Source organism: Streptomyces sp. NPDC034084 (assembly GCF_055575535.1).
The window spans coordinates 26629-48207 of record NZ_JBVISK010000006.1; the positions used below are offsets into that span (position 1 = coordinate 26629).

The 21579-nt window shown below is 71.6% G+C and carries 25 protein-coding genes; 18 read left to right on the top strand and 7 right to left on the bottom strand.

Translation table 11 applies throughout. The features are described 5' to 3' along the window. Window positions 1-77 precede the first annotated feature (77 nt). Together ACZ51I_RS21770 and ACZ51I_RS21775 are read left to right on the top strand one after the other, a co-directional pair. Window positions 78-1907, top strand: coding sequence for a bifunctional metallophosphatase/5'-nucleotidase (locus ACZ51I_RS21770; protein ID WP_468878316.1), 1830 nt, complete (start codon window positions 78-80; stop codon window positions 1905-1907). Window positions 1908-2014: 107 nt separating this feature from the next. Continuing rightward, window positions 2015-2869 carry a phosphatidylinositol-specific phospholipase C gene (locus tag ACZ51I_RS21775; RefSeq protein WP_468878317.1) on the top strand — a complete coding sequence of 285 codons (855 nt, stop codon included), beginning with the start codon at window positions 2015-2017 and terminating at the stop codon, window positions 2867-2869. Between the two features lie 249 nt (window positions 2870-3118). On the opposite strand, the gene ACZ51I_RS21780 is transcribed toward ACZ51I_RS21775, so the two are convergent. The 5 genes from ACZ51I_RS21780 to ACZ51I_RS21800 form a co-directional block, all read right to left on the bottom strand. Further along, complete coding sequence (locus ACZ51I_RS21780) at window positions 3119-4522, bottom strand: sensor histidine kinase (RefSeq protein ID WP_468878320.1); 1404 nt, start codon at window positions 4520-4522, stop codon at window positions 3119-3121. After that, window positions 4519-5262, bottom strand: a complete 744-nt coding sequence (locus tag ACZ51I_RS21785) for a response regulator transcription factor (protein WP_468878322.1) — start codon at window positions 5260-5262, stop codon at window positions 4519-4521. The genes ACZ51I_RS21780 and ACZ51I_RS21785 overlap by 4 nt, the downstream gene beginning before the upstream one ends. Before the next feature lie 20 nt (window positions 5263-5282). Further along, the gene (locus ACZ51I_RS21790; RefSeq protein ID WP_468878324.1) at window positions 5283-6362 is read right to left on the bottom strand and encodes a S1C family serine protease; all 1080 of its coding nucleotides are present in this window, start codon (window positions 6360-6362) and stop codon (window positions 5283-5285) included. A 99-nt stretch (window positions 6363-6461) separates the two neighbouring features. Continuing rightward, window positions 6462-7487, bottom strand: coding sequence for a LacI family DNA-binding transcriptional regulator (locus ACZ51I_RS21795; RefSeq protein ID WP_468878326.1), 1026 nt, complete (start codon window positions 7485-7487; stop codon window positions 6462-6464). Between the two features lie 24 nt (window positions 7488-7511). Beyond that, the gene (locus ACZ51I_RS21800) at window positions 7512-8321 is read right to left on the bottom strand and encodes a response regulator transcription factor (protein ID WP_468878328.1); all 810 of its coding nucleotides are present in this window, start codon (window positions 8319-8321) and stop codon (window positions 7512-7514) included. Between the two features lie 222 nt (window positions 8322-8543). Here ACZ51I_RS21800 and ACZ51I_RS21805 point away from each other — a divergent pair, with 222 nt between their 5' ends. From ACZ51I_RS21805 to ACZ51I_RS21840, 8 genes are all read left to right on the top strand, one after another. Continuing rightward, window positions 8544-9350 (top strand): alpha/beta hydrolase, encoded by an 807-nt coding sequence (locus ACZ51I_RS21805; protein WP_468878331.1) that lies wholly within the window; start codon window positions 8544-8546, stop codon window positions 9348-9350. A 45-nt stretch (window positions 9351-9395) separates the two neighbouring features. Then, window positions 9396-9650: a MoaD/ThiS family protein gene (locus tag ACZ51I_RS21810; RefSeq protein ID WP_468878333.1), complete on the top strand. Its 255-nt coding sequence runs from the start codon at window positions 9396-9398 to the stop codon at window positions 9648-9650. A 10-nt stretch (window positions 9651-9660) separates the two neighbouring features. Then, window positions 9661-10935: a hypothetical protein gene (locus tag ACZ51I_RS21815; protein ID WP_468878335.1), complete on the top strand. Its 1275-nt coding sequence runs from the start codon at window positions 9661-9663 to the stop codon at window positions 10933-10935. 106 nt (window positions 10936-11041) lie between these two features. Continuing rightward, window positions 11042-11728, top strand: a complete 687-nt coding sequence (locus ACZ51I_RS21820; RefSeq protein ID WP_468878338.1) for an LmeA family phospholipid-binding protein — start codon at window positions 11042-11044, stop codon at window positions 11726-11728. Between the two features lie 194 nt (window positions 11729-11922). Beyond that, entirely contained in the window at window positions 11923-12003 is an 81-nt protein-coding gene (locus ACZ51I_RS21825; protein WP_350497993.1) for a putative leader peptide, read from the top strand. Window positions 12004-12169: 166 nt separating this feature from the next. Next, the gene (locus tag ACZ51I_RS21830) at window positions 12170-13009 is read left to right on the top strand and encodes a sulfurtransferase (protein WP_468878341.1); all 840 of its coding nucleotides are present in this window, start codon (window positions 12170-12172) and stop codon (window positions 13007-13009) included. 44 nt (window positions 13010-13053) lie between these two features. Continuing rightward, entirely contained in the window at window positions 13054-13344 is a 291-nt protein-coding gene (locus ACZ51I_RS21835; protein WP_468878343.1) for a DUF1416 domain-containing protein, read from the top strand. A gap of 161 nt (window positions 13345-13505) precedes the next feature. Beyond that, window positions 13506-13769 carry a DUF3099 domain-containing protein gene (locus tag ACZ51I_RS21840; RefSeq protein WP_468878345.1) on the top strand — a complete coding sequence of 88 codons (264 nt, stop codon included), beginning with the start codon at window positions 13506-13508 and terminating at the stop codon, window positions 13767-13769. A 21-nt stretch (window positions 13770-13790) separates the two neighbouring features. Here the strand turns inward: ACZ51I_RS21840 and ACZ51I_RS21845 are convergent, their stop codons facing one another. After that, a complete protein-coding gene (locus tag ACZ51I_RS21845) occupies window positions 13791-14153 on the bottom strand; it encodes a DsrE family protein (protein ID WP_468878348.1) in 363 nt (120 codons plus the stop codon). A 103-nt stretch (window positions 14154-14256) separates the two neighbouring features. On the opposite strand from ACZ51I_RS21845, the gene ACZ51I_RS21850 reads away from it, so the two are divergent. From ACZ51I_RS21850 to ygfZ, 6 genes are all read left to right on the top strand, one after another. Then, window positions 14257-15072, top strand: a complete 816-nt coding sequence (locus ACZ51I_RS21850) for a hypothetical protein (RefSeq protein ID WP_468878350.1) — start codon at window positions 14257-14259, stop codon at window positions 15070-15072. Window positions 15073-15089: 17 nt separating this feature from the next. Further along, on the top strand, window positions 15090-15905 hold the full coding sequence (locus ACZ51I_RS21855) for a hypothetical protein (protein WP_468878353.1): 816 nt from the start codon (window positions 15090-15092) through the stop codon (window positions 15903-15905). Then, window positions 15902-16750, top strand: coding sequence for a hypothetical protein (locus tag ACZ51I_RS21860; RefSeq protein WP_468878355.1), 849 nt, complete (start codon window positions 15902-15904; stop codon window positions 16748-16750). Before ACZ51I_RS21855 ends, ACZ51I_RS21860 begins: the two co-directional genes overlap by 4 nt. 228 nt (window positions 16751-16978) lie before the next feature. Next, a complete protein-coding gene (locus ACZ51I_RS21865) occupies window positions 16979-17551 on the top strand; it encodes a heme-binding beta-barrel domain-containing protein (protein WP_468878358.1) in 573 nt (190 codons plus the stop codon). Between the two features lie 42 nt (window positions 17552-17593). After that, window positions 17594-18031, top strand: a complete 438-nt coding sequence (locus ACZ51I_RS21870) for a Fur family transcriptional regulator (protein WP_468878364.1) — start codon at window positions 17594-17596, stop codon at window positions 18029-18031. Between the two features lie 9 nt (window positions 18032-18040). Continuing rightward, window positions 18041-19006: a CAF17-like 4Fe-4S cluster assembly/insertion protein YgfZ gene (gene ygfZ / locus ACZ51I_RS21875; protein WP_468878366.1), complete on the top strand. Its 966-nt coding sequence runs from the start codon at window positions 18041-18043 to the stop codon at window positions 19004-19006. A 28-nt stretch (window positions 19007-19034) separates the two neighbouring features. On the opposite strand, the gene dtd is transcribed toward ygfZ, so the two are convergent. Continuing rightward, window positions 19035-19460, bottom strand: coding sequence for a D-aminoacyl-tRNA deacylase (gene dtd / locus ACZ51I_RS21880; RefSeq protein WP_468878368.1), 426 nt, complete (start codon window positions 19458-19460; stop codon window positions 19035-19037). A gap of 138 nt (window positions 19461-19598) precedes the next feature. Between dtd and ACZ51I_RS21885 the strand changes: the two genes are divergently transcribed. After that, on the top strand, window positions 19599-20243 hold the full coding sequence (locus tag ACZ51I_RS21885) for an RsiG family protein (protein WP_468878370.1): 645 nt from the start codon (window positions 19599-19601) through the stop codon (window positions 20241-20243). A gap of 52 nt (window positions 20244-20295) precedes the next feature. Then, window positions 20296-21540, top strand: a complete 1245-nt coding sequence (locus tag ACZ51I_RS21890; RefSeq protein WP_468878372.1) for a GNAT family N-acetyltransferase — start codon at window positions 20296-20298, stop codon at window positions 21538-21540. Window positions 21541-21579: the final 39 nt, after the last annotated feature.

A 21579-nucleotide genomic window follows, 5' to 3' on the forward strand; every position in this document is an offset into this window, starting at 1 on the left:
GCGTTGACTCTAGGCTGCTCGCGCAACGGGGGAGCAGATCAAGGCCCGCGAAACGGGGCAAGGGGACTAGGGGAGAGATGGCAGCGACACCGAGGAAGAACAAGACGGCACGGCGAATTCTCGCCGCCGGAGCGGGGATCGCGACGGTCGGGGCGCTCGTCGCCGCGATGCCGTCGGCCGGGGCGGCCGGGGACTCGGTCGCCGCCGCTCACGGGAACGGCAAGGGCTGGGGCCGGATGGTCGACGTCCAGCTGCTCTCCTTCAACGACCTGCACGGCAACCTGGAGCCGCCGGCCGGTTCGTCCGGGCAGGTCACCCGGACCAAGGAGGACGGGACGACGGAGAAGATCGACGCGGGCGGCGTCGAGTACCTGGCCACGCACCTGCGCCAGGCGCGTGAGGGGAACCGTTACTCCATCACGGCGGCGGCCGGCGACATGATCGGCGCCTCGCCGCTGCTGTCCGGGCTCTTCCACGACGAGCCGACCATCGGGGCCCTGAACCAGCTGGACCTGGACGTCACCTCGGTCGGCAACCACGAGTTCGACGAGGGCGCGCGCGAGCTGTCCCGGATGCAGAACGGCGGCTGTCACCCGACCGCCGGCTGTTTCGTCGAGGGCAAGACCTTCGGTGGCGCCGACTTCCCGTACCTCGCGGCGAACGTGACGAACGAGAAGACCGGCAGGCCGCTGCTCGACCCGTACTTCGTCTGGGAGAAGGACGGGGTGAAGATCGGCTTCATCGGCGTCACCCTCGAGGGCACCCCGAACGTCGTCACCGCCGAGGGCGTCAAGGGCCTGAAGTTCGGCGACGAGGTCGAGACGATCAACAAGTACACGAAGATCCTGGAGCGCAAGGGCGTCAAGTCCATCGTCGCCCTGGTCCACGAGGGCGGGATGCCGGCCTCCGCCTCGTACAACTACAACTGCGACGGTGACGGGGACGGTGAGGGCGAGGGCGTCTCCGGCGCGATCGTCGACATCGCCAAGAACGTCTCCCCGCAGGTCGACGCGCTGGTCACGGGCCACACGCACCAGGCGTACGTGTGCACCGTCCCGGACCCGGCGGGCAAGCCGCGCCTGGTCACCTCGGCGTCCTCGTTCGGCAAGCTGTACACGGACACGACGCTGACGTACGACCGCGCCACCAAGGACATCGTGCGGACGGCCGTCGCCTCGGCCAACCACGTCGTCTCGCGTGACGTGCCGAAGGCCGCTGACATGACGAAGCTGATCGAGGACTGGCGCACGCTGGCCGCCCCGGTCGCGAACCGGCCGCAGGGCTTCATCGCCGCCGACATCAACGGCCGCGGCTCCACGGCGTACGAGAAGCCGCTCGGCGACCTGATCGCCGACGCGCAGCTGGAGGGCCTGGCCCCGGCGGACAAGGGCGGCGCGCAGCTGGCCCTGATGAACCCGGGCGGCATCCGCTCCGACCTCGTCTACAAGGCGTCCGGCGCCGAGGGCGACGGCGTGGTGACGTACGGCGAGTCGTTCACCGTGCAGCCCTTCACCAACATGATGAACGTGGTCGACCTGTCCGGCGCGAACCTGATCACCGCGCTGAAGCAGCAGGTCAGCGGCTCGAACCTGAACTCGATCAAGATCCTCCAGGTGTCGAAGGGCCTGACCTACACGCTCGACATGACGAAGACGGGCGCGGACCGCGTCGTCGACGGCACGATCAAGCTGAACGGTGAGGCGATCGACCCGGCGAAGACCTACCGCGTCGCGATGAACGAGTTCCTCGCGGGCGGCGGCGACGGCTTCGGCGCCCTGGCCACCGGTACGAACAAGCTGGTCGGCGCCTCGGACCTGGACGTCTTCAACGCCTACCTGGCGGGTCACTCCTCTGCGGCCAGCCCGCTGCAGGTGCCTGCGGCGGACCGCATCACGGTCGTGAAGTAACCCCGGAGAACCCCTGAGAGGGGGCGGCGGACCGTTCCGGCGGTGTGCCGCCCCCTTTCACGTACGGGCTCTGGTGGTGTTGTCGTGGACCTGCCATAGTCCCCGCCATGGACCGACGACGCTTTCTCATGGGGGCCGCGGCCGCCGGAGCCGCCCTGCTCGTGGGCGCCCCCGCCGCCTCGGCCGCGGACACGCGCGCGTGGATGGGGGCGCACGGGGACGCCACCGACCTGCGGCGGCTCACCATCCCCGGCACGCACGACTCGGGCGCCCGGTACGGCGGGCCCTGGAGCGAGTGCCAGAACACCACCATCGCCCAGCAGCTGGACAGTGGTGTCCGGTTCCTGGACGTGCGGTGTCGGGTGACCGGCGGGTCCTTCGCCATCCACCACGGCGCCTCCTACCAGAACATGATGTTCGGGGACGTACTCATCGCCTGCCGGGACTTCCTCGCCGCGCACCCCTCCGAGACCGTCCTCATGCGGGTCAAGCAGGAGTCCTCCGAGGAGTCCGACGCCACCTTCCGCGCCGTCTTCGACGACTACCTCGACCGGCGCGGATGGCGTTCTCTCTTCCGGATCGGGGACACACTGCCCCTCCTGGGCGAGGCGCGCGGCCGTGTGGTGCTCCTCGCCGACAACGGCGGTCTCCCCGGGCTGAGATGGGCCGACCCGGCCGTCTTCTCCGTCCAGGACGACTGGAACGCCCTGCCCGACGCCAAGTACCCCGAGATCCAGGCCCAGTTCCGCGCCGCCGTCGCACAGCCCGGCCGGCTCTACGTGAACTTCGTCAGCACCTCCGCCTACCTGCCGCCCCGCTGGAACTCCGACCGCCTCAACCCCTGGGTCCACGGCTTCCTGGACAGCGCCGAACTGTCCGGACGCGTCGGACTCGGCATCGTGCCCCTCGACTTCCCGAACACCCGCGCGGGGCTCGTCGAGGCGCTGCTGAGACACAACTAGCGCGGGGTCTTCTCGCCGAGCACGGCGGTGTACTCGGCCGCCGGCCACGGGGCCAGGTCCTCGATCAGCATCCGCAGGACCGCCGGATCCGGGGCCGGTCCGGACCGAACGTCTCGGGAATCCGGGCGCGTGCCGCCTCGAGGACCGGTGTGAACTCCGCCCGCACGCGGTCCGGAGCGCCCTCGCGCGCGATCGTTCCGTCGGGGTTCAGGCCGTGGTCGTCGTCCACGTCCCCGTCCTGGCCCCCGCTCACAGCTCCGGCGGTGGCGTCGGCGCCCCCGGGAGGCGTAGGCGGGCGATCGTGCCGCCGCCCTCCGCCGGTTCGAGGGACACCGTGCCGCCCGCCTGCTGGACCGTGCGCGCCACGATCGACAGGCCCAGGCCCGAGCCCGGCAGGCTGCGGGCCGACGGGGAGCGCCAGAAGCGGTCGAAGACGTGGGGGAGTTCCTCCGGGGCGATGCCCGGGCCGTGGTCGCGGACGGTCAGCTCGCCGCGCATCAGGGTCACCTCGACCGTGCCCCGGGGCGGCGAGAACTTCACCGCGTTGTCCAGGACGTTGACCAGGGCCCGTTCGAGAGCCGGCGTCTCCGCCCGCACGTACCAGGGCGCGAGATCCGTCACGAAGGTGAGCTCGGGGCCCCGCAGCCGCGCGCGGTCCAGGGCCGTCCGCAGGATGGTGTGGAGCGGGACCACTTCGAGCGGGCCGGGCGGCACCGCGTCCGGGCGGGCCAGCTCCTGGAGGTCGCCGATCAGCGCGGCCAGCTCCGTCATCTGCGCCTTCACCGAGGCCATCAGGGCCCGCCGGTCGTCCGGCGGGATCGCCCGGCCCGTCTCCTCGCTGCGCGCGAGCAGTTCGACGTTGGTGCGCAGGGACGTCAGCGGCGTCCGCAGCTCGTGGCCCGCGTCCGCGATGAGCTGCGCCTGCCGGTCGCGGGAGCTGGCGAGCGCCGCCGTCATCGCGTTGAACGAGCGGGACAGACGGGCGATCTCGTCCTCGCCCTCCACCGGGATGCGGACGGTCAGGTCCTCGGTCGCGGCGACGTGCTCGACCGCGTCGGTGAGCCGGTTCACCGGTTCCAGGCCGGTCCGCGCGACCCACAGGCCGGCCGCGCCCGCGCCGACGACGCCGATCCCGGAGACCAGGAGCAGCACCCAGCGGAGCGTGGACATCGAGTTGTCGATCTCGGAGAGCGGCCGGGCGACGGAGACCGCGAGCCCGACGGGGCCGTCCTGCGGGTAGGTGTAGACGCGCATCTCGCGGCCGGCGTCGTCCTTCACCGTGTGCAGGACGTTCTCCAGCTGCCCGCGCGCCACCGCGAGGTCCCCGGCCCCGGCGGGGATCGCGGCCTCGCCCGAGGTGCACACGCCGCCGTCGGCGAGGATGACCTGCACCGTGTACGAACCCGCCGCCGGCGGCGGCGTCGTGCCCTGACGGCACATCGCCAGCAGACTCTGCACGCCGTTCGCGTCCAGGCGGGTGCTGCGCAGCGAGGAGTCCAGCTCCGTCTCCAGCTGTGCCCGGGTCACGAACCAGCAGGCCAGCGACGCGGCCGCGACCGCGACCGCCACCGCGACGGCGGTGAGCAGCGCGAGCCGCGAGCGCAGTGGCCGCGAGCGGAACCAGGCCGACGGATTCCTCAGGGGGCCCGTCACTCCCCGCCTCCTCCGCGCAGCGCGTAGCCCACGCCCCGTACGGTGTGGACGAGGCGCGGCTCGCCGCCGGCCTCCGTCTTGCGCCGCAGGTACATCACGTACACGTCCAGCGAGTTCGAACTGGGCTCGAAGTCGAAGCCCCACACGGCCTTCAGGATCTGCTCGCGGGTCAGGACCTGGCGCGGGTGCGCCAGGAACATCTCCAGGAGCGTGAACTCGGTCCGCGTCAGCTCCACGGTCCGCCCGCCCCGGGTCACCTCGCGCGTGGCGAGGTTCATCCGCAGGTCCTCGAAGGCCAGGACGTCGTCCTCGGCGGGGGTCGCGGCCGACGCCGAGGCGTACGAGCTGCGGCGCAGCAGGGCCCGGATGCGGGCGAACAGCTCGTCCAGCTCGAAGGGCTTCACCAGGTAGTCGTCCGCGCCGGCGTCGAGCCCGGTGACCCGGTCGCCGACCGTGTCGCGGGCGGTGAGCATCAGGATGGGCACGGTCGAGCCGGCGGCCCGGATCCGGCGGGCCGCCGTGAGCCCGTCCATGCGGGGCATCTGGACGTCGAGGACAACGAGATCGGGGGCGTACGACTCCATCGCGGCGAGCGCGTCGAGCCCGTCGACGGCGTCGCGCGTCGCGTACCCCTCGAAGGCGAGGCTGCGGCGCAGGGCCTCCCGCACGGCGGGCTCGTCGTCGACGATGAGGATGCGCTCGGCTTCGTGCTGCTGTCCCGGCAAGGGCTGTCCCGTCATGGGGGCAGCGTCCCATGTGTTCAGCGGTCGCCGCCCGAGCGGAGGCTGTCCAGGTCGGCCTTCACCGTGTCGACCGGGATCGCGAATCCGAGGCCGACGCTGCCGGCGGTGGAACCGCTCGAAGAACTGGGCGCGTACATGGCCGAATTGATTCCGATGATCTCGCCGTTCATATTGATCAACGCGCCGCCGGAATTCCCCGGATTGAGCGAGGCGTCGGTCTGGATCGCCTTGTACGTGGTCTTCGACGAACCGGTGTCGCCGTTGAACCGCTGTCCGCCGAACTCGAACGGCCAGCCCTGCCGCGGGTCCCACTGCTGCCCGCCCTGCTGCTGGTCCTGGCCGCCGCCGTCGTCGTCCTTGGCGACGGTCACGTCCCGGTCGAGCGCGGAGACGATGCCGCTGGTGACGGTGCCGGTCAGGCCCTCGGGAGAGCCGATCGCCACGACCTCGTCGCCGACCCGCACCTTCGAGGAGTCGCCGAGCGCGGCGGCCTTGAGCCCGGAGGCGCCCTTGAGCTTGATCAGGGCGAGGTCCTTGTCGGGGTCGGTGCCGACGACCTCGGCCTCGTACGTCTTGCCGTCACTGAGCCGCACGGTGACCGAGGAGGCGCCGGAGATCACGTGGTTGTTGGTGACGATCTCGCCGTCGGAGGTGATGATCACGCCCGAGCCGGTGGACTTGCCGGAGTTCGAGGTCGCGGAGATCTCCACGATGGAGGGGGAGACGGCCTCGGCGACCCCGGCGACCGTGCCCTTGCTGCTCGCGGAGACGTTGGTGCCGCTGACCACGGGGGAGGAGGCGCTCGCGGTGCTGTCGGAGGTGAGCTGCTGCACCAGCGTCGCCGTGCCGCCGCCGACCGCCGCGGCCGCGATGGCCACCGCCGCCATCAGCCCGACCCCGCGCTTGGCGCGGCGGCGCGGCGAGGGGGCCGGACCGGGGACGGTCGCGGCGAGCGGCGGGTCCACCGGCGGCGGCACGTGGCCGCCGGACGGCCAGACGGTCGTGCCCGGCTCGGTGGTGATCGGCCGCGCCGGCTCGTACGGCGGCCTCGGCGGATAGTACGGCTGCTGCGGCTGCTGCTCCTGGAAGTCCGTCATGGCTATGACTCTCGGAGCCGTACATGAGAGCCGTCTGAGGACCGGCTGAGAAGCCCGACAGAACCCCGTATGTCCCGTATAAGGACAGGGAGGTTCGGTCTACTCGTGGCAGCCGCAGGAGCTGCGCACGACCAGGGCCGACGGGAAGAGCTTCACGCGCTCGCGGCGCGAGCCCGTCACGCGGAGGGAGTCGTCGAGGACCAGGTCCACGGCCGCCCGGGCCATCGCGGGGCGGTCCGAGGAGATCGTGGTCAGCGGCGGATCGGTGAGCGCCGCCTCCTTGACGTCGTCGAAGCCGGCGACCGCCAGCTCCGTCGGCACCTCGATGCGCAGCTCACGCGCCGCCCGGAGCACACCGAAGGCCTGGTCGTCGGTGGAGCAGAAGATGGCCGGCGGCCTGTCGGGGCCCGCGAGCAGCTTGAGGGCCACCTGGTAGGCGTCGTACCGGTTGTACGGCGCTTCGAAGAGCCGGCCCTCGGTCGAGCGGCCCGCCTCCAGCATGGCGCGCCGCCAGCCCTCGACGTGGTCGGCGACCGGGTCGCCGACGGCCGGGGTGTTCGGGACGCCGCCGAGGCACGCCACGTACGGGTGGCCGTGCTCCAGGAGGTGCCGGGTGGCGAGCTGGGCGCCGCCGATGTCGTCGGTCACGACCGCCACGTCGTCGATCGCCTCGGGCCGCTCGTGCAGCAGCACCACGCGCGCGTCCCAGGCCTCGATCTCGCTCGCGGCCTGCTCGCTCATGCCCTGGCTGACCAGGATCAGTCCGGAGACCCGCATCCCGAGGAAGGCCCGAAGGTAGTGGACCTCGCGCTCGGTCCGGTAGTCGGAGTTGCCGACGAGCACCATCTTCCCGCGCTCGGCGGCGGCCTGCTCGACCGCGTGCGCCATCTCGGCGAAGAACGGCTGCCGCGCGTCCGGGACGATCATGCCTATGAGGTCGGTGCGGCGCGAGGCCATCGCCTGGGCCACCCGGTCGGGGCGGTAACCCAGCTCCTTGATGGCGGCGAGGACACGCTCGCGCGTGGCCGGGGCGACCGGCCGGGGTCCGTTGTTGATGACGTAGCTCACGACCGCGGTAGAAGTACCTGCCAGTCGAGCTACGTCATCCCGCGTCACCTTGGCCACGCGCGGAAGTCTACGCGGGGGGACCTACCTACCGGCAGGTCGCACTGTGGCATCCGCCACGTTCCTGTCCTCCGAGGGGGTGATGCCCTCCGCGGCCCCCTTGACGCGGGCGCCCGCGCGGGCCTCTCCCTTGGCGCGGGCCTCCTCCGCGGCCCGCTCGACCTTCTCGGGGGTGACGAACCGGTAGCCGACGTTCCGGACGGTGCCGATGAGCGACTCGTGCTCGGGGCCGAGCTTGGCCCGCAGCCGCCGTACGTGGACGTCGACCGTACGGGTGCCGCCGAAGTAGTCGTATCCCCACACCTCCTGGAGGAGCTGGGCGCGCGTGAAGACCCGGCCCGGGTGCTGGGCCAGGTACTTGAGCAGCTCGAACTCCTTGAAGGTCAGGTCCAGGACCCGGCCCTTGAGCTTCGCGCTGTACGTCGCCTCGTCGACCGACAGGTCGCCGTTGCGGATCTCCATCGGGGAGTCGTCCGCGACGATCTGCTGGCGGCCCATCGCGAGCCGGAGCCGCGCCTCGACCTCGGCCGGGCCGGCGGTGTCGAGGAGGACGTCGTCGATGCCCCAGTCGGCGGTGACGGCCGCGAGACCGCCCTCCGTGACGACGAGGATCAGCGGACAGCCGGGCCCGGTGGACCGCAGCAGCTGGCAGAGGGAGCGCACCTGCGGGAGGTCGCGCCGCCCGTCGACGAGGATCACGTCCGCGCCGGGGGTGTCCACGAGGGCGGGGCCCTCGGCCGGGGCGACCCGGACGTTGTGCAGCAGCAGGCCGAGTGCGGGGAGCACCTCGGTCGACGGCTGGAGGGCGTTCGTCAGGAGCAGCAGAGAACTCATCGCGCCGTACCTGCCTCGGTCGTCGTCGATCCGTCGGTCGTCGTTCGCTCGTCCATGACGTCGGTTCCTCCTCGGTCCCTGCGAGGACGTCTATGTGTGTTGTTCACGTGCGGCTCTCGCGCCCTGAGAGCTTTCGTTCATCCATCCGTAACAACGGTCGGAAAACACAAAAGGACCCGGGGGCTGCGTTGCCCGGATCCTCTGCCAAGGAGAATAGCCCACATGACTTCCGAGGCAGAGGGTCGATTTCACATCGTGGATGTCTCCTCGCTCACTTCCCGTCCTTCGCGGGCCATGCTGCGTACCGATGACGGTGTCCGGATCGAGGCGGTTTGCGAACCCTCACGGGCAAGTGTCACCGATACGGCCGTCGTCCTCGCCCACGGCTTCACCGGGTCGGCCGACCGGCCCGCCGTCCGGCGCGCCGCCCGGGTCCTCGCCGGGCGCGGCACGGCCGTGGTCACCTTCTCCTTCCGCGGGCACGGCCGCTCCGGCGGCCGCTCCACCGTCGGTGACCGGGAGGTCCTCGACCTGTCCGCCGCCGTCCGCTGGGCCCGCGAGCTCGGCCACGCGCGCGTGGCGACGCTCGGCTTCTCCATGGGCGGCTCCGTGGTCCTGCGCCACGCGGCCCTGGAGCGCGGGACGGCCGGCCGTGCCGACGCGGTGGCCGCCGTGTCCGCGCCCGCCCGCTGGTACTACCGGGGTACGGCCCCGATGCGCCGCCTCCACTGGGTGGTCACCCGGCCGGCGGGCCGGCTCGTCGGCCGGTACGGCCTCGGCGTCCGGATCGAGCGCCGGGCCTGGGACCCCGTGCCCCTCTCGCCCGTGGACGCGGTGCCGCTGATCGCGCCGACCCCGCTCCTGATCGTGCACGGCGACCGGGACCCGTACTTCCCGCTCGACCACCCGCGCATGCTGGCCGCCGCGGGCGACGCGGAACTCTGGCTGGAGCGCGGGATGGGGCACGCCGAGAACGCGGCCGGCGAGGAGCTCCTCGCCCGGCTCGGGGACTGGCTCACGCGCGCATAGCCCATCATGGGGGGCGGCGCGCACACGAACGAAGGGAGCGCCGCTATGGCAGCGGGAACCATCCGCTACTGGGCCGCGGCCAAGGCCGCCGCCGGAGTCGCCGAGGAGCCGTACACGGCCGAAACGCTGGCCGAGGCCCTCGACGCGGTCCGCGCGAACCACCCGGGCGAGCTCGTCCAGGTCCTCAGGCGGTGCTCGTTCCTGGTCGACGGCGACCCCGTCGGGACCCGGAGCCATGAGACGGTACGGCTTGCCGAGGGCGGCACCGTCGAGGTGCTCCCCCCGTTCGCAGGAGGGTGAACCCCACAGCATGAGCAACGACCAGTACGACGGCGGGCAGCAGTACGACCCGTACGCGAACGGGCAGCAGAACCCTGATGTCACGCAGACCTGGGAGGGCCAGACCTGGGACACCTCGTACCAGCCGGCCGTCTCGTACGACCAGGTCAGGGCCGCCCGGGCTGCTCAGGCGCGGGGGGAGACCCCGGTGGCGGAGGGGGCCGGGGCGTACCGGCAGCCGTACGAGGAACAGCAGTACCGGCAGCCGCAGTACCCGCAGTCGCACGGGCACCAGCAGCCGCAGGGACAGCAGGACTACCAGCAGTCGCAGGGACAGCAGGAGTACCAGCAGTCGCACGGGCAACAGCAGTACCCGCAGCAGCATGGTCAGCAGTACCAGCAGCAGTACGAGCAGTCGTACGCGTCGCACGGGGAGCCCGCCGGGTACTACGCGGAGCCCGCAGCCGAGCCCGAGCCCGTCGCCGCCCCCGCGCCCGTGGGTGACGCCGGCCCCGCCTACTCCCCGCCCACCACCGCGGGGAACGCCCGCGTCACCGACGCCCAGCGCGCCCGCGCCGAGGGCCGCTCGCCCGTGATCGAGCCCGGCATGCGACCCGCCGCCCTCACCGCAGTCCTCGGTCTGCTGCTCGCGGGCGGCGCCTCCCTCGGCTCGTACGGGCTGCTCGTCCCGCTCGTCCTGCTCCAGGGCCTCACCGCCGCCGGCTGGTTCCGGCTCAACGGCATGTGGCCCGCCCGGCAGGGCATCGCCCTCGCGTTCCTCGGCGGCCTGGTCGCCGACGCCGCCCTGCTCGTCGCCGGCCGGGAGCACGCGGCCGCCGCGATCCTGGGCACGCTCGGCGCCTGGGTGCTGCTCTGCCTCGTCCTCCAGCTGCGCAGCCACGCCGACCCCGACGAGCGCATGTACGGCCTGATGGCCACCATCGCCTCCGCCGCCCTGACCGTCGTCGCCACCGGGCACCTCGGCGCCGCCCCGGACGCGGTGGTCGTCGGCGGGATCGCGGTCGCCGCGGCCGTCCTCGCGCGGGCGCTGCCGCTGCCCGGACCGGTCTCCCTGGTCGTCGCCCTGCTCGCCTCGGCGGGCGCCGGGATCGCGGCCGGCGGCCTCACCGACCTGGGCACCTCCGGGGCGCTGCTCGGCCTCGGCGCCGGGGTCTGCGCACTGGTCGGACTCCGGGTGGCCAGCTACGACTACCCCTCGCGCTTCGTCCACATGACCGCGGGTGTCGCGCTGCCGCTCACCGCAGCCGCGCCCGCCGTCTACCTGCTGGGCCGCGCGCTGGTCTGACCGCGCTCCGTTCCGGTACGGGAACCAACCGGCCCCCCGACACGTCGATCTTCGTGTCGGGGGGCCGGAAGTTTTACGGGAAGCGATACGGGGGGAAGCGCAGCCCATGCGAGCACTGCGGATTCTGTTGGTCGTGGCCGTCGTGCTGGGCGGGGTCTTCGTCGGGATCGACCGGCTGGCCGCGTCGTACGCCGAGTCGGAGGCGGCGAGCCGGGTGAAGCTGTCGGGCACGACCGTCACGTCGGTCGAGGTCGACATCAAGGGCTTTCCCTTTCTCACCCAGGTGGCGGACAAGCGGTTCGACGAGGTCGACGTGAAGGCGGCCGGCGTCACCGCGACGGCGGGCGACCGGGACATCAGGGTCGGCGAGCTGACCATGGACCTGCGGGACGTGACCGTGACCGGCGACTGGGCGGGCGCGAAGGCCGGCTCGGCGAACGGCACGGCCCTCATCTCGTACGCGGACCTCACCGCCGCCTCCGACCGCGAGGCCACCGTCGCCTACGGCGGGAACGGCAAGGTGAAGGTGACCGGCAGCGTGAAGATCCTGGGACGCAGCCTGACCCGTTCGGTCCTGTCCACGGTGTCCGTCGTGAACGGCGACACCATCCGGGTCCGCGCCGACGAGGTGCCGGGCGCCGGCATCCCGGGCGTGGAGGAGCTGGTCCGCGCGCGCACCGACTTCGAGCGCCCGATCGGCGCGATCGCCGGCATGAAGGTGCAGAAGGTCGAGCCGCGCCCGGAGGGCCTGGCCGTCACGGTGACCGGCAAGGACGTCGTCCTGGCGGGCTGACGGGGCCCGGACGGCACCTTTGGTCACATGCTGAGACGGGGCCGTCCGATCCGCAGATGGTGAAGCGGACACCTCGGTGCGGAGGCGTCCGGAGCCGACGTGCGGGGTGATCGCGTCTCGCATCTCGGACGATCGCGTCTCAAAATACGACACACCGGTGACACGGCCGCCTGTCCGTCCCTACGATCGAGGGCATGAAGCGACAGGCGGATCTCACGAAGCGGCGGGCAGTAGACCTGTGCCGCGTCGCCGCCATGCTCTGTCGCTCGGTCTGAGCGGGACGCCAACTCCCGTATCCCGCAGGCCCGTCGACCGATGTCGGGGCCGCCCTGTGCAGAGCCGTACGCCCGTCCGCTGTCGTACGCACGCGACGACGCCTACCGCACCGCACACCCGCACCACCGCAGCACACCCCCGCACACTGCCCCGGAGGAGAACAACATGGCTCGCAGCGACGTCCTGGTCGACGCGGACTGGGTCGAGGCCAACCTCGACAACCCGCAGGTCGCCATCGTCGAGGTCGACGAGGACACCTCGGCCTACGAGAAGAACCACATCCGCAACGCCATCCGGATCGACTGGACGAAGGACCTGCAGGACCCGGTCCGCCGCGACTTCATCGACCAGGAGGGCTTCGAGAAGCTCCTCTCGGCCAAGGGCATCGCGAACGACACCACGGTCGTCCTCTACGGCGGCAACAACAACTGGTTCGCCTCCTACGCCTACTGGTACTTCAAGCTCTACGGCCACCAGGACGTCAAGCTCCTCGACGGCGGCCGCAAGAAGTGGGAGCTCGACTCCCGCGACCTCGTCGCCGAGGTGCCGTCCCGCCCGGCCACCCAGTACAAGGCCAAGGCCCAGGACGCCTCGATCCGCGCCTTCCGCGACGACGTCGTGGCCGCGATCGGCGCCCAGAACCTGGTCGACGTCCGCTCGCCCGACGAGTTCTCCGGCAAGCTGCTCGCCCCGGCGCACCTCCCGCAGGAGCAGTCGCAGCGCCCCGGCCACGTGCCGAGCGCCCGCAACATCCCGTGGTCGAAGAACGCCAACGACGACGGCACCTTCAAGTCGGACGACGAGCTCAAGGCCCTCTACGAGGCCGAGCAGGTCGACCTGGCGAAGGACACCATCGCCTACTGCCGCATCGGCGAGCGCTCCGCGCTGACCTGGTTCGTCCTGCACGAGCTGCTCGAGGTCCCGAACGTCAAGAACTACGACGGCTCCTGGACCGAGTACGGCTCCCTCGTCGGCGTGCCGATCGAGCTCGGCGCCAACAAGTAACCCGCCTCCGCGACCCCCGATACCTCTAGGACAGGACAGAGAACATGTGTGGAGCTCAGGTCGGCGGCCCCGACGTCAGCACGCTCAAGCCCGGTGAGACGGCCATCCAGGGCCAGGTGACGAAGGACGGCGAGCCCGTCAGCGGTTACGTGCGCCTCCTCGACGGTTCCGGCGAGTTCACCGCCGAGGTCCCGACCTCGGCCACCGGCCAGTTCCGCTTCTACGCGGCGACCGGCGAGTGGACCCTCCGCGCCCTGGTCCCGGGCGCCCAGGCCGACCGCAAGGTCGTCGTCACGGAGACCGGGAGCCTGACGGACGTGGCCATCGCGGTCTGATCCGCGAGCGCGGTGACACACCGCACCCGAACGGCCGGAGGGCCGTGCCTCCTGGGGGGTTGGACGCCATTCCAGGACCTGAGGCACGGCCCTCCGGTCTCCTTCTTCTCCGGGCTCCGGCCGTCGGTGACGGGGGGCCCGTCCGGCCGTACGCTGAAGGTGTGTACGCGCGACGTCGGCACGTCTACTTCTGGATGATGGGCGCCTGTCTGGCCCTGTTCGTGGGCGCCTGGGCCGTCGTGCGGCTCTTCTCGATGCCGGTCGCCATCGGCATGTGCGTCGTCGCCATGGTCATCCCCCCGGTCGCCGCGATGGTGGCGAACCGCCGGGGCCCGGAGGACCGCTGGTGGGACGATCCCTCGGGCGACCCGAAGTCGGACGAGTGGTGGGACGAGCTGGACGGCAAGAAGCGCCGCGAGCCGTAGGTCCTGCGCATCAGCGGGGGATCAGTAGACGAGCGCCTGGGTCTCGTCCCCGAGGGCCTCCTGGACGAAGACCTGGGCGCCGGCGATGCGGACGCCGGGCAGGACGTCCTTCTCCGTGATCTCGCGGCGGGCCGCGCACTGCGTGCACAGCGTCACGCGGCCGGCGGCCAGGATCGAGTCGATCAGGTCCGGCAGCGGCGCGGCGTGCGGGAGTTCGAACTCCGCCGCGCGGCCGGGCAGGGCGAACCAGGAGGACTCGCCGGTCAGCCAGAGCGAGACGTCGACGCCGCTGGCGACGGCGACGGCGGCCACCGTGAAGGCCTGGGAGCAGCGTTCGGGGGCGTCCGCCCCTGCGGTCACCTTGATCACGAGCTTCTTCGCCATATGCCGAACTGTAATGCGGGGCACTGCAACCTCATGCGCCCCTCGCGGGTCAGCTGTGTGCGCGGGTGACGGAATCCGCGCTTCAGGTCTCGTGGGGGGACTCTTGAGTATTGAAGAAAGTATCCGAAATACGGATACAACATCCACGCCGGAGCCGGACAGGGTCACGGAAACCGCGCCTCCGGTCCGGCGACCGCGCCGCCGTGTCCTCCGTACCGTCGGGCTGATCGCCGTCGCCGCCGTCATCGGCCTCGTCGGCGGCACCGCCGTCGGCTACGGCATCCAGGCCGACCGTGAACCGACCGCGCTCCCGCCGCTGAACCAGCCGGGCCTCGCGTACCCCGCGAAGCCGCTCCCGAAGGGCCAGGAGCCGGAGCCGCTGTCGGCGAAGGAGGACCTGCAGGCGAAGGCGCGGGGCGACCTGCGGAAGCTGCTGGTGCCGAAGCCCGCCGGTGCGAAGAAGGACGAGTTCGGCGACGACGACGGCTGGATGCCTGTCTACGAGTTCGCCTCGACGTTCACGCGTCCGGGCGACGCCCTCGACCGCCAGCTGGATCTGGGCATCCGGCGGGTCGCGGCCACGGCCTGGAAATCGGGCGAGTACAAGTCGACCGAGGTCCGGTTGATCCAGTACCGCGCGGGCGACACCATCGGCGCGGAGGAGTTCGTCGACGGCCAGCAGGCCTACCTGCCGGGCGAGGAGTACGCCGGCAACGAGGGCAAGGAGCTGAAGGGCTCGACGAACGGCCGCTACTACGTCTTTCCCGTGAAGCGGAAGGCCGGCTACCTGGACATGTACCAGGCGAGGGCCGTCTTCCACCGCGGTGACATCGCGGTGGAGATCTTCATCAGTGACACGAAGAAGATCTCCGAGAAGGAGATCCGTTCGCTGGCCGAGCGACAGCTGGGGCGCCTGTGAGTGAGGACCGGAACGACGTGACCGAAACAGTGGCCGAGCCCTCGGAGCCGACCGAGCCGACGACGAAGAAGCGGGGTGCCCGTCGGGTCCTGCTCGGCGTCGTCCTGCCCTCCGCGCTCGTCCTCGGCCTGATCGGTGGCGGCGTCACATACACCGCCGTCGCCGTCTCCTCGGCCGACCGCACCGCGCCGACGCAGCTGTGGGGAACGGCGGAGAAGGCCGGCAAGAACGAGGACCCGGCCGCCGCCCTGGCGCGCGGCAAGGCCGGCACGCCGCTGAGCAAGCTCCTGCTGCCGCTGCCGGAGGGGTACGAGTTCGGCCCCGACGAGGAGCTGTACGGCAACGACGGCGAGCTCGGCGCCGCAGCGGCCACCGCGCTGATGAAGCAGGCGGGCGAGGGGCTCTCCGGGAAGAAGCGTCGCGCGTTCGAGAAGGACGTCGACAAGCTCGGCGTCGAAGGCATCGGCGTCCGCACCTTCGCCGACACCGACAACGACGTCGTCGTCACGTTCCAGCTCGCGCGGATGAAGGACAAGAAGCAGATCAAGAACAGCTACCGGCTCACCAAGGAGGTCATGGACGCCCTGGAGTTCCCGAAGGGACCCAAGGTGAAGGACCACCGGAACGCCGTCTGCTACACGGCGCCCGTGAACGACTCGCTGGACAAGAAGGAGCGGGCCGTGGCGCTGGACGAGATGATCTGCCTCGCGTACGACTCCGAGGTCCTCGTCACCATGACGGCGGCGGGCGCCAAGCCGTTCGACAAGGCGGCCGTGGTGAAGCTGCTGACGCAGCAGCTCGACCACATCGCATCCCCGGGGGAGTACGTATGACCGAGCAGACGCAGACCGAGACGCCGATCCCGGCGCAGGTCGAGCCCGTGCCCGCTCCCCCCGCACCGGAGCAGCCCGTGAAGCCGAGGAGGTCCCGGAAGCCGCTGCTCCTGGGCATCGCCCGCTGGACCGCCGCCGTACTCGTCTGCGGTGGGATCGGGGCCGGTACGGCGATGGGGATCACGGCCATGGAGCGCACCGACGTGCCGGGGCTCGCGACCGAGTCCGACGGGCGCTGGGAGTACCCGGAGCTCGCCCTTCCGCCGCTGCCCGAAGGGGCCCTTCGGCCGTTCACCGAGGGCAACGAAGGCGAGATCCACCACGCCGACGTGCGGAAGCTCCTGCTGCCCGCCCCGGCGGGCGCCACGGCCGACCCGGAACTGAACGGCGGCTGGGCGGGCGTCGACTCGTACCTCGCGCTGCTCGCGGAGAAGGACCGGGGCACGGCGAAGGAGTACCTGGCCGACTCGGCACTCCGGCACGTCGCCGCCCGCGGCTGGACCACGCCCGACGGCACGACCACCCGGATCCACCTGTTGCGGTTCTCGTCGGTGGCGTACGCGGAAGCACTCAAGGACGAGGCCACGGGCGAGGTCTTCCGCGGGAGGCGGCTGCCGGCCGGGGTCGGGGAGGCGGAGATCGACATGGGCACCCAGGGCGTCGACGTGCCGTACCTCTCCGTCTACGCCTACAAGGAGAAAGCGCCGTACGGCCCCGACCAGACCCGCTGGGCCTACATCCAGGCAGGGGACACCTTCGCGGTCGTCACCCAGACCCGGAAGGGCGGGGTGCTCACGGTGCCGTTCCAACAGACGGTCGCGCTCCAGGCGCAGCTGCTCGGCTAGCCGTGCCCCGCTAGACCCACCTCACAGGGTGGGCCGGACCCCCGCCCACTAAGCTGGGGTCCGGCCCGTTCCGCCTTCACCGCTCAGTCGAGGAGCACCCCGTGATCGTTTTCTTCGAAACTCTCCTGGTCCTGGTCGCCGTCGGCGTGATCGCCTTCGCCGGTCTGACCGTGAAGAAGCTGTACCAGGGCCAGCGGTAACCACCTCTAGAGAACGCCAGAGCCACTCATGATCGAGATCCCGTCCGACCTCAACCCGGACCTCGTCCCCCTCGCGTTCCTGCTCGGTACGTGGGAGGGCGCGGGCGTCTCCGACTTCCCCGGCGCCGAGAAGTGCAACTTCGGCCAGTCCGTGACCTTCAGCCACGACGGCCGGGACTTCATCGAGTACCGCTCCCACTCATGGGTCCTGGACAACGACGGCAACAAGGTCCGTCCGCTGGAGAGCGAGAGCGGATACTGGCGGATCGACAAGGACCGCAAGGTCGAGGTCGTCATGGTCCGTGACCAGGGCATCGTCGAGATCTGGTACGGCGAGCTCGCCGACCAGAAGCCGCAGATCGACCTGGCGACGGACGCCGTCGCCCGGACCGCGGCCTCGGGGGCGTACAGCGGCGGAAAGCGGCTCTACGGCTACGTGAAGGGCGACCTCATGTGGGTCGGCGAGAAGGCGACCCCCGAGGTCCCGCTCCGCCCCTACATGTCGGCGCACCTGAAGAAGGTCGTCACGCCGGAGGAGGTCGCGGAGATGGCCCGCAACCTTCCCGACATGCCGGACGACGGCATCGCCTTCTTCCGCTAGACACATCGGGATGGCGCGCCGCGCCCTCCTAGACTGGAGGGCGTGGTGAGCACCGACTGGAAGAGCGACCTGCGGCAGCGCGGCTACCGGCTGACGCCGCAGCGCCAGCTTGTCCTGGAGGCCGTGGACAAGCTGGAACACGCGACGCCCGACGACATCCTGGTGGAGGTCCGCAGGACCGCCTCGGGGGTGAACATCTCCACGGTGTACCGGACCCTGGAGCTCCTGGAGGAGCTCGGGCTCGTGAGCCACGCGCATCTGGGGCACGGCGCCCCGACCTACCACCTCGCCGACCGGCACCACCATCTGCACCTGGTCTGCCGGGACTGCTCCGGGGTGATCGAGGCGGACGTCGAGGTGGCCGCCGAGTTCACCGGGAAGCTCCGCGAGACCTTCGGCTTCGAGACGGACATGAAGCACTTCGCGATCTTCGGCCGCTGCGAGGACTGCGCCAGGAAGGCAGCGGACGCGGAGTCGTAGGCTCTTCTTATGAAGAGCCCTCTGTTGTCCCTGCCCGGCGCCGTCCCCGCCGAAGGCCGCGACGAAGGCGTCGCCGCGCACTACGGCGACCTGTTCCGCGAGCAGCGCGCCCTGTCCGAAGGCAACGGTTTCGTCGACCTCTCGCACCGGGGAGTCGTCGCCGTCTCCGGTGACGACCGGCTGAGCTGGCTGCACCTGCTCGTCACCCAGCACGTGACCGAGCTGCCGGCGGGCCGGGCCACCGAGGCGCTGATCCTCTCCGCGAACGGGCACATCGAGCACGCCCTGTACCTCGTCGACGACGGCGAGACGGTGTGGGCGCACGTCGAGCCGGGGACGCGGGAGGAGCTTCTCGCGTACCTGGAGTCGATGAAGTTCTTCTACCGGGTGGAGGTCGCCGACCGTACGGAGGACGTCGCGGTCGTCCACCTCCCGGCCGGCTCCATCGCCGAGGTGCCCGAGGGCGTCGTCGTACGGGAGACCCCGCACGGCCGTGATCTGTTCCTGCCCCGCGCCGACCTGGAGTCCTTCGCGGCCTCGCACGGCCCGGCCGCCGGGATCCTCGCGTACGAGGCGCTGCGGGTCGAGGCGCACCGGCCGCGGCTCGGCTTCGAGACGGACCACCGGACCATCCCGCACGAGGTCGGCCTCATCGGCAGCGCCGTCCACCTCCAGAAGGGCTGCTACCGGGGCCAGGAGACCGTCGCCCGGGTGCAGAACCTGGGGAAGCCGCCGCGCCGCCTGGTCTTCCTGCACCTGGACGGCAGCGAGGTGCTGCTGCCCGGCCACGGCACGCCGCTCCGGCTCGCGGCCGACGGCGAGGAGGGCCGGCAGCTCGGCTTCGTGACGACCGCCGTCCGCCACCACGAGCTGGGTCCGATCGCGCTGGCCCTGGTGAAGCGGAACGTCCCGGTGGACGCCCCGCTGATCGCCGGCACGACGGCGGCCGCGCAGGAGACCGTCGTCGAGCCGTAGGCGCTCGCGCCCGTCGGGTCCTGGGGGTTCAGACCTCGATCAGTACGGTGAACGGGCCGTCGTTCGTGAGGGAGACGCGCATCTTCGCTCCGAAGCGGCCCGTCTCGACGTGGGCGCCCAGCTGTCGCAGCTGTGCGACGACCTCGTCGACGAGGGGTTCGGCGACCGGGCCCGGGGCGGCGGCGTTCCAGGTGGGGCGGCGTCCCTTGCGGGCGTCTCCGTAGAGGGTGAACTGGGAGACGACGAGCAGCGGCGCGTTCACGTCGGAGCACGACTTCTCGTCGTTCAGTACCCGGACGGACCAGAGCTTTCTGGCCAATTGGGCGGCCTTCTCCGGGGTGTCGTCGTGGGTCACCCCGACCAGGACGCACAGCCCCTCGCCGGTGATCTCACCGACGGTCTCCCCTGCGACGACGACGCTCGCGCCGTCGACCCTCTGCACCACAGCTCGCATGCGCACCAACCTACCGAGCGGGCCGTGGCCCGGAACGCGAGGGGCCGAACGGGTGCAGACCGCCTGCCGCGCGCGGGCAGGAGTGGCACCATGCGTGTCAGGCGGTGCGGTTCCGCACCGGTCGAGGGGACGATTCTCATGAGTGCACCTGGCACCGGGCCGACGCCGTCCGGTCCCGTACCGCTGACCCGCTCCGGCAGCCGGGGTGGAGGACCGGGCGGAGGTCCCGTGACGCGCCCACCCGTGCAGCGGTCCGCCGACGCGGCGGACCGGGCCCCGTCCGGCCGGGCGCAGGCCGACCGGCCGCAGCCCGACCTCGGCGCGCTTCGGCTGCCCGAGCTGCGTGCGCTGCGCCGGGACGCGCAGAGCGACGAGGCCGATCTGAGTTACGTCCGCCGGATGCTCCAGGGCCGGATCGACATCCTGCGGGCCGAGCTCGCGCGACGGACCGATCCGGAGGCCCCGGTCCTCGACCGCCTCTCCGAGATCCTCGCCGACGTGCCCTCGCGGCACCGCAGCTCGGCGCGGCACGTGACGCTGTCGACGCCGCGCGGCGAGGAGTACCGGCGGCTGGCGAGCGAGATGCTGTCGGAGGTCGAGCTGTCGGACCTGACGGCCCGGACGGACGACGAGCTGCACGCGGCGATGGGGCGGCTCGCGGGGTACGAGCAGCAGGTCTCGCGGCGCCGGCAGCACCTCCAGCGGACCGCCGACGACTGCAGCGCGGAGATCGCCCGCCGCTACCGGGAGGGTGAGGCGCAGGTCGACGACCTGCTGGCCTGAGCCCGGGAAAAGTCGGGTGCGGGGCCGTCAGGGCCGTGCGTAGGGTCGGGGGATGACTGTCGACGTACGCGCGGTGGCGGAGTCCGAGTTCCACGACTGGCAGCGGGCGCTGCGCACCGGGTTCCTGAAGGTCCCGGTCGTCTCCGACGAGGAGGTCGCCGACCGGCTGGCCCACGCGGACCTCGCGCGGACGCTCGGCGCCTTCGACCGTGACCGGATCGTCGCCACCTTCCGGTCCTTTCCGCAGGAGGTCAGCACGGTCGGCGGGGGCAGTCTCACCGCCGACGCGATCACGCAGGTCACGGTCTCGCCGACGCACCGCAGGCGCGGGCTGCTCAGCCGGATGATGTCCGCCGACCTCGCCGCCGCGAAGGAGCGGGGCGACGCGATCGCGACCCTGATCGCCGCCGAGTACCCGATCTACGGGCGGTTCGGCTTCGGTCCGGCGAGCTGGGCCGCCGAATGGAGCGTGGACGTGCGCCGGGCCGGTCTCGACCCCCGCCGCTCGGGCCGCCCGGAGGACGGCGGCCGGATCGATCTGGTGGACGGCGACGAGATCCGCAAGACAGGCCCCGAGGTGCACCGCCGGCTGGCCGGCATCCGCGCCGGCGTCACGAACCGGGACACGCGCGGCTGGGAGCAGGGCACCGGCCTCGGCCACCAGAGCGAGCCGTGGCGCGAGCCGTACTACGCGATGTACCGGTCGGAGTCCGGCGAGGTCGAGGGGTACGTCGCGTACACCGCCGACGACAAGTGGGACGACGCGAAGCAGCCGGTGAACACGGCGACGGTACGGGACCTCATCGCCGTCACCCCGGCGGCCGAGCGCGCCCTGTGGCACTACCTCTGCTCGATCGACTGGATCACCACGGTCCGCTCCGGCTACCGGGCCCCCGACGACCTGCTGCCCTTGCTCCTTCCGGACCCGCGCGCGGCCAGGATGCTGACGTACGCGGACATGCTGTGGGTCCGGGTCCTGGACGTGGTCCGGGTCCTGGAGAGCCGGACGTATCCGGTGGAGGGGAGCCTCGTGGTGGAGGTGCGGGACGCCGACGGCCTGGCCGGCGGGCGCTTCCGGCTCGACGCCTCCCCGGCGGGCGCGGCCTGTGTCCGTACCGCCGAGCCTGCCGATCTCGCCCTCGGCACAGCGGAGTTGGCCACGCTCGCGTTCGGCGACGAGTCGGCGGTGCGGCTGTCCCGGCTCGGGCGTCTGGAGGAGCTGACGCCCGGTGCGGCCGGCCGTGCCGAACTGCTGTTCCGCACGCCGCAGCGGCCGTTCTCGCCGGACATCTTCTGACGCTCTCTTCACTAGGATGGACGTCTCTCAAAGGAGATG

What these genes read in the sequence shown, in the direction of transcription:
- ACZ51I_RS21770 (WP_468878316.1), top strand. Translation starts at nt 78, where the DNA reads ATGGCAGCGACACCGAGGAAGAACAAGACGGCACGGCGAATTCTCGCC.
- ACZ51I_RS21775 (WP_468878317.1), top strand. Translation starts at nt 2,015, where the DNA reads ATGGACCGACGACGCTTTCTCATGGGGGCCGCGGCCGCCGGAGCCGCC.
- ACZ51I_RS21785 (WP_468878322.1), bottom strand. Translation starts at nt 5,262, where the DNA reads ATGACGGGACAGCCCTTGCCGGGACAGCAGCACGAAGCCGAGCGCATC.
- ACZ51I_RS21790 (WP_468878324.1), bottom strand. Translation starts at nt 6,362, where the DNA reads ATGACGGACTTCCAGGAGCAGCAGCCGCAGCAGCCGTACTATCCGCCG.
- ACZ51I_RS21800 (WP_468878328.1), bottom strand. Translation starts at nt 8,321, where the DNA reads ATGAGTTCTCTGCTGCTCCTGACGAACGCCCTCCAGCCGTCGACCGAG.
- ACZ51I_RS21805 (WP_468878331.1), top strand. Translation starts at nt 8,544, where the DNA reads ATGACTTCCGAGGCAGAGGGTCGATTTCACATCGTGGATGTCTCCTCG.
- ACZ51I_RS21810 (WP_468878333.1), top strand. Translation starts at nt 9,396, where the DNA reads ATGGCAGCGGGAACCATCCGCTACTGGGCCGCGGCCAAGGCCGCCGCC.
- ACZ51I_RS21815 (WP_468878335.1), top strand. Translation starts at nt 9,661, where the DNA reads ATGAGCAACGACCAGTACGACGGCGGGCAGCAGTACGACCCGTACGCG.
- ACZ51I_RS21820 (WP_468878338.1), top strand. Translation starts at nt 11,042, where the DNA reads ATGCGAGCACTGCGGATTCTGTTGGTCGTGGCCGTCGTGCTGGGCGGG.
- ACZ51I_RS21825 (WP_350497993.1), top strand. Translation starts at nt 11,923, where the DNA reads ATGAAGCGACAGGCGGATCTCACGAAGCGGCGGGCAGTAGACCTGTGC.
- ACZ51I_RS21830 (WP_468878341.1), top strand. Translation starts at nt 12,170, where the DNA reads ATGGCTCGCAGCGACGTCCTGGTCGACGCGGACTGGGTCGAGGCCAAC.
- ACZ51I_RS21835 (WP_468878343.1), top strand. Translation starts at nt 13,054, where the DNA reads ATGTGTGGAGCTCAGGTCGGCGGCCCCGACGTCAGCACGCTCAAGCCC.
- ACZ51I_RS21845 (WP_468878348.1), bottom strand. Translation starts at nt 14,153, where the DNA reads ATGGCGAAGAAGCTCGTGATCAAGGTGACCGCAGGGGCGGACGCCCCC.
- ACZ51I_RS21860 (WP_468878355.1), top strand. Translation starts at nt 15,902, where the DNA reads ATGACCGAGCAGACGCAGACCGAGACGCCGATCCCGGCGCAGGTCGAG.
- ACZ51I_RS21865 (WP_468878358.1), top strand. Translation starts at nt 16,979, where the DNA reads ATGATCGAGATCCCGTCCGACCTCAACCCGGACCTCGTCCCCCTCGCG.
- ygfZ (WP_468878366.1), top strand. Translation starts at nt 18,041, where the DNA reads ATGAAGAGCCCTCTGTTGTCCCTGCCCGGCGCCGTCCCCGCCGAAGGC.
- dtd (WP_468878368.1), bottom strand. Translation starts at nt 19,460, where the DNA reads ATGCGAGCTGTGGTGCAGAGGGTCGACGGCGCGAGCGTCGTCGTCGCA.
- ACZ51I_RS21885 (WP_468878370.1), top strand. Translation starts at nt 19,599, where the DNA reads ATGAGTGCACCTGGCACCGGGCCGACGCCGTCCGGTCCCGTACCGCTG.
- ACZ51I_RS21890 (WP_468878372.1), top strand. Translation starts at nt 20,296, where the DNA reads ATGACTGTCGACGTACGCGCGGTGGCGGAGTCCGAGTTCCACGACTGG.